Origin of the sequence: Aurantibrevibacter litoralis (assembly GCF_034651555.1) — a bacterium.
Classification (GTDB): Bacteria; Bacteroidota; Bacteroidia; order Flavobacteriales; family Flavobacteriaceae; genus Aurantibrevibacter; species Aurantibrevibacter litoralis.
Genome location: NZ_JAYEEQ010000001.1, coordinates 429246 through 441545, shown reverse-complemented (window position 1 = coordinate 441545; position 12300 = coordinate 429246). Strand labels below are relative to the sequence as shown.

Sequence of the window (12300 nt, the reverse complement as noted above, 5' to 3'; positions counted from 1 at the left end):
AATTACTCATTGGCATTTTTTGTTTTTCAAAAACCGATAATACCCTATCTTACTTCTATATTCAGCTATAGAAATAAAATATCGTAGACTGACTTTTGACCGTGACAAGATATAATGGCTCCTAATTTAAAAAAAATGGCAGGTACACGACACTTTTTCGCACTTTTGGCTATGCCTTTTCTGTTACTATCCTGCGCAAAGGTAGATGACAGTACCTTATTTTCGTTGTTACCTTCATCTCAAACCAATGTACATTTTAAAAATATTTTAAAAGAAACCGAGGCGTTTAATGTACTGGAATATGGCTATCTGTATAACGGAGGTGGCGTTGCCATTGGAGATCTCAATAATGACGGTTTGCCCGATATCTACTTTACAGGAAATATGGTTGGCAGTCACCTGTACATTAATAAGGGTAATTTTAAATTTGAAGAAATCGCCAAAGAAGCCGGCGTATTTGCAGAAGGACTATGGAATACCGGTACTACTATGGCCGACGTAAACGGAGATGGGTTTTTGGACATTTATGTATGTAGATCGGCAGCCCCCGATCCTAACAAACGAAAAAACTTGCTTTTTATCAATAATGGTGATCTTACCTTTACAGAACAAGGAGCAAAATACGGGATAGACGATTCCGGATACAGTACACAAGCGGCTTTTTTTGATTATGATAGAGACGGTGATTTGGATCTCTACGTATTAAATCACTCCACGCAAGAATATGCCGGATTTGGACAAATATCCGAACAATTAAAGAACAGGAAAAACCCAGCCTATTCTGATAAATTCTACAAAAACGAAAATGGCACCTATGTAGAAGTAGGTGAAAACATTGGACTTATTACCAACGTGTTGGGGTTTGGTCTTGGTATTGCCATTTCAGATATTAACAATGATGGATGGCCCGACATCTACATTTCGAATGATTATAACGAGCAAGATTATCTCTATATTAATAATACCGATGGCACTTTCTCTGAACGATTACAAGACTACATAGGGCACACCCCCTTATATTCTATGGGTTCTGATATTGCCGACATCAACAATGACGGATTTACAGATATGATGTTGCTAGATATGCTTCCGGAAGATAATTATCGGCAAAAAATGGTTTCAGGGCCGGACAACTACGAAAAATTTAGTCGCTTAGCTGCTTCCGGTTTCTATAACCAGACCATGCGCAATATGTTACAGCTTAATAATCAGGGTACTTCCTTTTCCGAAATTGGACAGTTCTCGGGCGTATCAAATACAGATTGGAGCTGGGCCTCCTTATTTGCCGATTTTGATAATGACGGTTTTAAAGACCTGTTTATTACCAATGGCTATAAACGGGACTATACCAATATGGACTTTATAAATTATGCGGTTCAGGAAAAAATTAACGAAAACAAAACAGGAAAGGCAACTGCAATTATGCAACTTTTAGAGAAAATGCCTTCCTCAGTAGTCCAAAATTACGCCTACAAAAACAATAAGGATCTCACTTTTCAAAAGGTAAATACGGAATGGGGACTGCATCAAAAATCACTGTCCAATGGAGCCGCCTATGCCGATTTGGACAACGATGGAGATTTAGATCTCGTGGTAAACAATATAGACGAAAAAGCATTTATTTATAGGAACAACAGTGAAAAATTATCTCAAAATCATTTTGTAAAATTGAATTTAAAAGGAACTGGAAATAATACGTTCGGCATTGGGTCTAAAATTCAAATTTTTACTTCAAATGCAACGTTTACTCAAGAATTAATGCCTGTGAGAGGGTATCAATCTTCTGTAGATTATACGCTTGTGTTTGGGCTTGGTGCACAAAAAAAAATAGATAGCTTAAAAATCACTTGGCCCGACGGTAAGGAACAGGTATTGTTACACATCGCTACGAATCAAACCCTAACCCTTTTTCAAAAAGAAGCAGCAATGCCCAATATTGAAACAGGAATAGCAGAATTACCTTATTTTCTTAAAGATAGCCTCCTCTTACACAATCATATTGAAAATAACTTTAATGATTTTCAAAGAGAGCGGCTTTTACCTCATAAGTTATCTACCCAAGGGCCAAAAATTGCAAAGGGGGATATCGATGGCGATGGTTTGGAAGATTTCTTCATTGGCGGTGCCAAAGGTTATGAAGGAACTGTTTTTAAGCAGTTAAAATCGGGGCGTTTTGTTGCCATGCCTCAAGTAGCATTTATCGAAGATCGACATTCCGAAGACATTGATGCCTTATTTTTTGATGCTGATAATGATGGGGATTTGGATCTTTATGTGGTTAGCGGTGGCAATGAGTTTGACCTTGATGACCCATTACTTCAAGACCGACTTTATCTTAATAATGGCAAGGGAAAATTTAAAAAATCAGTCGGACAAATACCCCAAATGTACACCAGTACTTCTTGTGTAACTGCAGCAGATTACGACAACGACGACGATCTGGACTTATTCATTGGTGGTCGTTTAGTTCCCGGAGCATATCCCACAATACCTCGAAGTTATCTTTTAGAGAATGACGGTAAAGGTAATTTTAGCGATATTACTAAAATAGTAAACCCCGCTTTGGAATTTATTGGCATGGTTACCGATGCTACCTTTGTAGATATCAACAATGATGAAAAACAAGATCTTATTCTAGTTGGTGAATGGATGCCCATTCGAGTATTTCTTAACCAAGGAAATGTCTTTACAGAGCCTACGGGGGCTACAGGATTAGAAAATTCAAACGGTTGGTGGAATACTATTATGGCGTCGGATATGGACAATGATGGCGATATCGATTTTGTGATTGGAAACCATGGTCGTAACTCCCAGCTAAAAGCTTCCCCCAGTGAACCCGTGCGTTTATTCGTAAAGGATTTTGACAATAATGGCACCTTAGATCCTATTATGTGCAGCTATATTATGGGCGAAGAATATCCGGTTTTCTCAAAAGATGATTTAGTGGACCAACTTAGCATGCTAAAAACGAGGTATGTTAATTATTCCGATTATGCAGACCAAAAAATAACAGATATTTTTTCTGCCGAGGAACTAAAAGATGTAACGGTTTTTGAAGCAACCACTTTTGACAGCAGTTTTGTAGAAAATTTAGGAGATGGCACCTTTAAAATAACCCCTTTACCAGCATCGGCTCAGTTTGCGCCCATATACGGAATTTTAGCACATGACATGAATGAGGACGGCTTTAAAGACCTCATTTTAGGAGGAAATTTCTTTGGCTCCAGAGTAAAATACGGGCGGTATGACGCCAATAAAGGTCTGTTCTTAATTGGCGACGGAAAAGGAGGGTTTACCACCGTTTCTCAGAAAGCTAGTGGTCTTAATTTGCAAACAGAAACCAGAGACTTGGCGCTCATAGAACTGCCGGATACCACAAAAATAATATTATGTGCTCAAAACAACGCCCCAATGGTTGCGTATAAAGTGTTGCATCCTAAAAAAAATTAAAAGCCAACGAAGTGCCATCCGTTCTAAAAGTTCAGAATAAATACAATTTAAATGATTAATAAACAGTTGTTTGTACCCATTTACAGCTATGAATCTCTACATTAAAACACACGTACTACTTTTTGTTAACTTCACTTTTACCGCATTGGCTTTCTCCCAATCGGCCACCATTAAAGAAGAAAATAGATCCCTAGATACCTACGGTTTTTTTGATGCCGACCCGGCACCTATTGTAGCAAAAAATCCCAAGATAACCCCCTATGTGATGTTTAACGGATACGAGCACCGTTCGCAAAAAAGAGACTGGAAAGTGATAACCCTCGAAAATGAGTATATTCAGGTTTTTGTACTCCCGGAAATTGGAGGCAAAGTATGGGGTGCTATTGAGAAAAGTACAGGTCGCGAATTCCTTTACAAAAATGAGGTCGTTAAGTTCCGAAATATCGCAATGCGCGGCCCTTGGGCCTCCGGAGGCATCGAATTTAATTTTGGTATTATTGGCCATCATCCAATGACGGCAACCCCTGTTGATTATAAGATTAGCAGCAACGAAGATGGTAGTGTAAGTTGTTTTGTAGGCGCTCTTGATCTACCCTCGCGTACGCATTGGCTCGTTGAAATACGGCTCGAAAAAGACAAGGCTTATTTTGAGACCAATGCCACTTGGTACAATGGGACAGCAGTGAACCAATCCTACTACAATTGGATGACTGGTGCTGCCGCAGCTACTGACGATCTTGAATTTTTTATCCCCGGAAATACCTATTTAGGTCATAACGGCGACGTCCATTCTTGGCCTATTGACGAGGCAGGAAGAAATTTAGCTTTCTATCGAAATAATAATTTTGGCCCCTCAAAATCATACCACATCGTAGGCGAATCCAAAGATTTTTTTGGAGGCTATTATCACGATACCCAATTTGGTTTCGGCCATTGGTCGCCCTATGAAGAAATGCCGGGGCAAAAGCTATGGCTTTGGGCACTTTCTCGGTCTGGTGGTATTTGGGAGGATTTATTAACGGACACGGATGGACAGTATATTGAATTTCAGGCAGGTCGATTGTTTAACCAATACAGTCCCGGCGAAATAAACCCGATTTCTCAAGCAAATTTTGATCCTTATGTCATGGATCGATGGAACGAAATTTGGTTTCCCTACAAAGAAATAGGAGGTATGGCGGCCGTTTCAAAACATGGAGTGCTCAACGTACATCAGCAGAATAGTGAAACCTATATCGGATTCAACGCACTTCAATTCATTAATGCGCCTATTACCGTGTTGGTCAATGGATCTAAAGTGTTTTCGCAAAACATGGTTTTGAAGCCTATGGACGTTTTTTCAACAAAAATAAATGCCCTTGCTTCGGATCGTATAGAGGTATTAGTGGAAAATGCGGATCTTCACTTCAGTAATGACCCCAAAAAATCGATACTAAAAAGACCCTTTAACGCTACCGAAGATGTAGTTTCATCGGCACACCAACAACGCTTTATGGAGGGCTGGGAAGCTATGAAGTTTAGGGAATATGAACTTGCTCGAGAAAAATTTACCGAACTATTACAACAGGAGCCGTCGCATTTAGAAGCACTTGTAAAAATGGCGGAGCTAGAATACAGACGTACTAACTATAAAGAAGCCGAAGAACATGCAAAAAAGGCACTTCAGATAGACACGTACCATTCGGGTGCCAATTATTTTATTGGACTTAGTTATCTGAGGCTAAATGATACAGTAAACGCACTAGAGGCCTTAGGATGGGCCGCAAGGGATATAAAATTTAGATCGGCGGCATATTCTGTTATGGCGGAAATCTATTTAGGATTGAATGATCTTAAAAAAGTAGCCACCTATACAGCCAAAGCCTTAGATTTTAATACCTACAATCTTAATGCAAGGCATGTGCAACTCCTAATTAGTAGAATAGGCAAAGATACTGTGGCCTTTAATAGGCAACAGCAAGTTTTAAAAAAATTAAATCCCCTAGATCATTTTGCTTCATTGGAATCATTGCTTTTTTACGAACGTTCGCCTACTGAAATATACGCCAATATTCAAAATGAGTTACCCGACGAAACTATCTTGGAGCTGGCTTTACAATATGTAAACTACCATGACAAGGATAGCGCTTTGCCACTGCTACAACTTTTGCCCAAAAACAGGCAAGCACAACTCCTTTTAGCATACCTTTCTAAAGAGACCCATCCGAATCGTAGTGAAGCGCTGTTGCAAGAAGTTGTAACGACATCTACAGATTTCGTATTTCCCTATAGAACAGAGATGATTCCGGTTTTGGAATGGGCAAAATCGCAAAACAATAGCTGGAAGTTAAAATACTATTTGGCGCAAAACTACCTTTCTGTAGGTCTCAAGGACAAGGGTATTCAATTGTTAAAAGAGTGCGATTTTCTGCCGGACAACCATACGTTTTACAGATTTCGCGCAGAACTTCTAACAACAGATTCCTATGAACAACGCTTGAAAGATTATAAAAAAGCCCTTTACCTTAATAAGAATTACTGGCAATCTTGGAACGAGCTCATTCGTTTTTATTTAGATCACGATAAATTTGAAGATGCAGAAGCCATGGCAGAAAAGGCATTCAAAAAATTCAAAAACAACTATACTATTGGCTTAAGTTATGCTAAAAGCCTAAATGCTACTAAAAAATACGCCAAAAGCATTCTTGTCCTAAAAGACCTTCAGGTCCTACCCTATGAACACGCCGCTGAGAGTAAAAGCATTTACGATAATGCCCATATTTTCTTGGCACATCAATTCATTACGCAAAAACAATTTGCTAAGGCCATAGAGCTGCTTCATCTTTCTAAAGAATGGCCCGAGCATCTGGGTATAGGAAAACCCTTTGCACCGGATACAAGGCTGCAAGATTACGTATTGGCTTACTGCTACAAAGCAATTGGTAAAGAACAGGAAGCGGCACGTACTATTCAACACATAGTAGATTACACTTTAGAATATACAGATCGAATGGATTTAAATTCGTTGTTTTCCCTTTTGTCCCTCGAAAAATTAAAACATTCTGAAATACAACAAAATTATCTAAATTGCCTCACTGAAATCGCTGTAAGAAATGAAAAAGCAGCCATAGCTTTGGCTTTATTTACTAAAAACGATACGCAAATTAAAACGCTGAAAGCTACAAACAAGATAGATGAAAGGTTATGGCAATTGATTCTTTTAGTATTGCAAGACGCAGACCACAAATAAATAGAAACACCTTAGCAAAAGGTACTAAAACCAAACGATTATGGTACTTTCTTATTGGGACATCGGGATTGTTTTTACGTATATCATTGGTGTATTATTTTTGGGATTTTATCTCTCCAAAAAATCGACCAAAAACATGGAGTCGTATTTTTTGGGCGGCAACCAGTTGCCATGGTACTATTTAGGTCTTAGTAATGCATCCGGAATGTTCGACATTTCCGGCACCATGTGGACTGTTGGCATCCTTTTCGTCTATGGACTAAAAAGTGCATGGCTCCCATGGCTTTGGCCGGTCTGGAATCAGGTATTCGTATTTGTATATTTGGCTATATGGATGCGTCGTTCTAATGTAATGACCGGCGCAGAATGGATTACCTTTCGTTTTGGCGATGGTAAAGGTGCCAAACTATCGCATATTATTATCGTAATTTTTGCGGTTATTAGTGTCTTAGGCTTTATAGCTTATCTCTTTGAAGGTATTGGAAAATACTGTACTTCTATACTTCCTTGGGACATGGCCTTTGAAATACTAGGCTATCAAATTTCTTCAGCGAAATCCTATGCGTTGATTATTTGTGGGTTAACCGCATTATACACCGTGAAAGGGGGCATGCACAGTGTTGTAGCTACAGAAGTGATGCAATTTATTATTATGACCATTGCTTCTCTTGGCGTGGGCATTGTAGCGTACAACATGGTTTCCTTTGATCAAATTGAAGCGGTAATTCCCGATGGATGGACACAGCTGTTTTTTGGATGGCAATTAGATTTGGATTGGAGCACTACGGCTTTCCCCCAAGTGAATGCCAAGATTGAAAGTGATGGTTTTGATCTTTTCGGAATTCTTTTTCTTTTAATGGTATTTAAAGGCATATTTGCTTCTATTGCAGGACCAGTGCCAAGCTATGACATGCAGCGTATTCTGGCCACAAGAACACCTTCCGATGCAGCAAAAATGGGTTTCTTAACTATTTGTGTGTTGTATATTCCGCGCTATTTTATGATTATTGGTTTTGCGGTACTATCCCTTGTATACCTAGGGCCCGAACTTATGGCTATGGGTGCCGAGGTCGATTTTGAACAGGTATTACCCTTGGCAATCAATAAATTTTTGCCCATCGGGCTAAAGGGTCTTGTGCTTGCCGGATTTTTGGCCGCCTTTATGGGCACTTTTGCAGCCTATGTTAATTCGGCTCCTGCTTATATTGTAAACGATATTTATAAAAAATATATAAATCCCGGTGCGCCCGACAAGCGGTTGGTGCGTCTTAGCATCATTTCTTCATTGGTATTGGTTTTGGTAGGCATCATTTTTGGCTTCAATGCCGGCTCTTTAAATTCGCTTACATTATGGCTTAGTTCAGGACTTTACGGTGGTTATGCCGCTGCTAACTTATTAAAATGGATTTGGTGGCGCTTCTCGGGACAAGGCTACTTTTGGGGCATGCTTTTTGGACTTGTCGCATCTACCGTAAAACTTTTCTTTTTTGGTGAGTACATCGACATTTTTGTGTTTCCCCTAATTTTCGGATTCTCACTTTTAGGTTGCATTTTGGGTACATACAGTCAACCACTACCCAATGTGGCTAGTGTAAAAAAATTCTACAAACAAACAAAGCCATGGGGTTTCTGGGGCCCTGTAAGGGATGCGGTTATGAAAGAGGATCCGGATTTTATACCAAATATGGATTTTAAACGCGATAGTTTTAATGTTATTGTTGGTATAATATGGCAAATGGCGCAATTGGTCATTCCTATCTATTTTATGTTGCGTCAAAACACAGAAATGGTTATTTGGAGTGCTGTATTCCTACTTACAAGTTATTTATTAAAGAAATTTTGGTGGGATAACTTAAAAAACATAAGTTGATTTTATGCAGATTACAGGAACTTTCATAGATGAAATAAGCCACGATATTCCCCATCAAAATTGGGGAAGTAAAGAATGGGATGCCGACTTTGCCCACATGAAACGTATCGGTATTAACACTGTAATTCTCATTCGCTCCGGATACCGGCGTTTTTTAACCTATCCATCCCAATATCTCATTAAAAACCACGGTTGCTTTAGGCCTCCGGTAGATTTAGTGCAACTCTTTTTAGAACTTTCCGAAAAGTATCAGATGCGCTTTTTCTTTGGAACCTATGACAGCGGAAAATATTGGGATACCGGCAACATGAGCCACGAAATAGACATCAACAAATACAGTATAGACGAAGTGTTCCAAAAATATGGACATTTCCAATGTTTTGGAGGTTGGTATCTTAGCTTAGAAATGAGTCGAAAAACGAAAGGTGCCATAAAAACAATAGCAGAATTAGGCCTCCACTGCAAGAATATAAGCAATGGATTGCCTGTAATGATCTCTCCTTGGATTGATGGTAAAAAAGCTGTAATGAGTGCTGAAACCACTTTACTAAAAGAAAGCAGTGTGTCATTAAAACAACATGAAAAAGATTGGGATGAGATCTTTGATGGTATTAAGGATTATATTGATATTGTGGCCTTCCAAGACGGACATGTAGATTATCATGAACTGGAAGATTACCTTAGTGTGAATAAATTCCTTGCAGATAAGTATGGAATTACATCATGGACGAATTTGGAATCTTTTGACAGGGATATGCCTATAAAATTTTTCCCTATCAAATTTGAAAAATTACTACTGAAACTAGCCGCTGCAAAAAAAGTGGGCATCCAAAAGGCCATTACTTTCGAATTTTCGCATTTCATGAGTCCCCAATCTGCCTACATTCAAGCACATCACCTGTACCAAAGATATATGGAACATTTTAATATTGAAATCCCTAAAGATTATAACCGTTGAAACAGTACGCCACTTTATACAAACAAGAATTGTTACAAGAAATTATACCATTTTGGGAAACCTATTCCCCAGATTGGGAGCACGGTGGGTATTTCACTTGTATTACAGACACGCATACGGTTTTTGACACGGACAAGTTTATATGGCTACAGGCACGCCAAGCATGGATGTTTTCTAAAATATATCTCACAGTAGAGACCAAACCCTCTTGGAAAGAAATGGCGCAACTTGGCATCAATTTTCTTGAAAAATACGGACGCGATCCAAAAGGCAACTGGTATTTTTCCCTAAACGCAGAGGGAAAACCATTGGTACAAGCCTATAATATTTTTTCCGATTGTTTTGCCGCCATGGCCTTTGGAACTTTTTACCAGATTAGTGGGCAAGCACATTATGCCACTATAGCCAAAGATACATTTTATCAAATTTTAAATCGTCAAAAAAATCCAAAAGGAGTATATAATAAAATAGTTCCGGGCACACGAAATCTACAGAATTTTGCCTTACCTATGATTCTTTGCAACCTAGCTTTAGAATTAGAACATATTATAGGTGCAAAAGAAGTTGATAAAATAGCCAATAGCATTTCTGATCTTATACTAAATCAATTTTACCACAAAGAGAGCGGTTTACTCTTAGAGAATATTTCTGAAACCGGCCAATTTGTAGACTCCTTTGAAGGCCGTCTACTAAATCCGGGGCACGCCATAGAGGCCATGTGGTTCATTATGAACTTAGGAATGCGAAAAAAGGATGTACAGTTGGTAGCCAAAGCCGAGGAAATTATGTACCAACAATTAGCGCATGGCTGGGACAAGGAATATGGTGGAATTTTTTACTTTATGGATCGTAAAGGTTACCCCCCGCAACAATTAGAATGGAATCAAAAGTTATGGTGGGTACATTTAGAAACCTTGGTTGCCTTAGCCAAAACTTATGCTTTTAATAGTAGTCCTAAAGCTAAAGAATGGTTTAAAAAGGTACATGCCTACACTTGGTCGCATTTCAGGGATCCTAAAAATGGCGGGGAATGGTATGGCTATCTCAACCGAAGAGGGGAAGTATTGCTGCCTTTAAAAGGCGGTAAATGGAAAGGCTGTTTCCATGTACCAAGAGCCATGTTAGAGGTGTGGAAGACCTTGGAACACGTCTAATATTTTATTATTTAAAAAATGAAAAGAATTGGTTTAATAAAATATGTAACCCTTATTTATTGCTTGCTCACCTTGCAGAACATCTTTTCGCAATCTGAGAAAGGTGTATGGCTAACAGACATTGCAAGTGAGGCATTGGATTCCAGAGAGGGCATCAGAGAAGTGGTGCAGCGCTGCAAAGTCTATGGTATAGATCATATCTATGTGGTGGTTTGGAACAGAGGCTATACGCTATATCCCAGCACGGTCATGGAAACTGAATTTGGAAAAAAAGTAGCTCCTCGCTTTGCGGGTAGGGATATACTGCAAGAGCTTATAGAGGAGGCGCATGCAGAAGGTTTAAAAGTACATGCGTGGTTCGAGTTCGGATTTTCAAGCAGCTACCAAGAGCCAGACGGAGGCCATATTTTAAGGGCAAAACCAGATTGGCAAGCTTTAGACCATAATAAAAAACTCGTCTCCAAAAATGGATTTCAGTGGATGAACGCCTTCCATCCCGAGGTGCAACAATTTTTACTTTCATTGATAAAAGAGGTAGTTCAAAATTATAATATTGACGGAATTCAAGGAGATGATAGACTTCCTGCAAACCCGTCAACTGCCGGATACGATCCGTTTACCATTGATCTCTATAAAAAAGAACACGATGGAAAATTCCCTCCTGAAGATTACAAAAATGAGGATTGGATTAATTGGAGGGCGCAGAAACTAAACCTCTTTGCCCAAGAAGTGTATCAGACCGTAAATGCCCTTAATCCACAGGTTGCCGTAACCATGGCACCGAGTATTTTTCCATGGAGTAAAGAAGAATATTTACAAGATTGGCCTACTTGGGTTCAAAATGGGTGGGTAGACAAAATAATACCCCAAGTATATAGGTACAACATAAAAGCATATACCCAAACACTAGAAACCAACCTAAATTTTATGCCTTTTCCGAAGCGAAAAGACTTTATCCCGGGGATCCTTTTAAAGGTAGATGAGTATACCCCCTCGCACAGGCTCCTAAAAAAAATGATAAAAGTAAATCGTAAAAATGGTTTAAAAAGTGAAGTTTTCTTTTTTTATGAAGGCTTAAAATTACATTCCAATTTTTTTAAGAAGGAATATTCAAAATTAGAGTGAATTAAAATAAACAATTTCTTGAAACTGACTATGCCCGAGGCAAGCCATAGGGGTATACTTCTATTGCGCTCAGCACAGGCTTCGTCAGTTTCATTTTGGCCTTTGAGCCAAAAACCGAAATTTTGTATTTTACCTCACCCGGAACTGCAAAAAGGCAGTTCCGACCTCTCCAAAGGAGCGATAAATAGGAAACCCCGACCCAAGGGTCTGGGAATCTTTAGATTGAATTGACATAATGCGATCGAATTAGAAAACCGAACTGATAATGGGTAGATCTCATTCCTATAAAAAATTAGGAGGAAGATAGGGTTGAAAGCATATAGCAATGGGCGTACCTACTGCCATTTTTGAGATGTATTAAAGGGTGTCGCCTTCCTTTTTCAGAATCTAAATGAAATAGTGCGATATTCTGAGTTCGATTAGGTTCTTATTGGATGAAAAATGGTCAATTCGAATGGGTTTGTGAATCCAAAATGCCGGTTTTGGATCCTCCTTCGGGGGACACGTACATTCC

6 protein-coding genes are annotated in these 12300 nt (G+C 39.1%); all 6 read left to right on the top strand.

Annotation, left to right across the window (positions count from 1 at the left end):
- The first annotated feature begins 135 nt into the window (after window positions 1–135).
- The 6 genes from U1E44_RS01820 (at window position 136) to U1E44_RS01795 (ending at window position 11786) form a co-directional block, all read left to right on the top strand.
- A complete protein-coding gene (locus U1E44_RS01820) occupies window positions 136–3450 on the top strand; it encodes a VCBS repeat-containing protein (RefSeq protein ID WP_322929223.1) in 3315 nt (1104 codons plus the stop codon).
- 88 nt (window positions 3451–3538) lie between these two features.
- On the top strand, window positions 3539–6679 hold the full coding sequence (locus U1E44_RS01815) for a DUF5107 domain-containing protein (RefSeq protein ID WP_322929222.1): 3141 nt from the start codon (window positions 3539–3541) through the stop codon (window positions 6677–6679).
- 40 nt (window positions 6680–6719) lie between these two features.
- Complete coding sequence (locus U1E44_RS01810) at window positions 6720–8549, top strand: sodium:solute symporter family protein (protein WP_322929221.1); 1830 nt, start codon at window positions 6720–6722, stop codon at window positions 8547–8549.
- Between the two features lie 4 nt (window positions 8550–8553).
- Window positions 8554–9507, top strand: coding sequence for a DUF4434 domain-containing protein (locus tag U1E44_RS01805; RefSeq protein ID WP_322929220.1), 954 nt, complete (start codon window positions 8554–8556; stop codon window positions 9505–9507).
- Window positions 9504–10661, top strand: coding sequence for a n-acyl-d-glucosamine 2-epimerase (locus U1E44_RS01800; RefSeq protein ID WP_322929218.1), 1158 nt, complete (start codon window positions 9504–9506; stop codon window positions 10659–10661). Before U1E44_RS01805 ends, U1E44_RS01800 begins: the two co-directional genes overlap by 4 nt.
- Before the next feature lie 18 nt (window positions 10662–10679).
- On the top strand, window positions 10680–11786 hold the full coding sequence (locus U1E44_RS01795) for a glycoside hydrolase family 10-like protein (protein ID WP_322929217.1): 1107 nt from the start codon (window positions 10680–10682) through the stop codon (window positions 11784–11786).
- The last annotated feature ends 514 nt before the right edge of the window (window positions 11787–12300 follow it).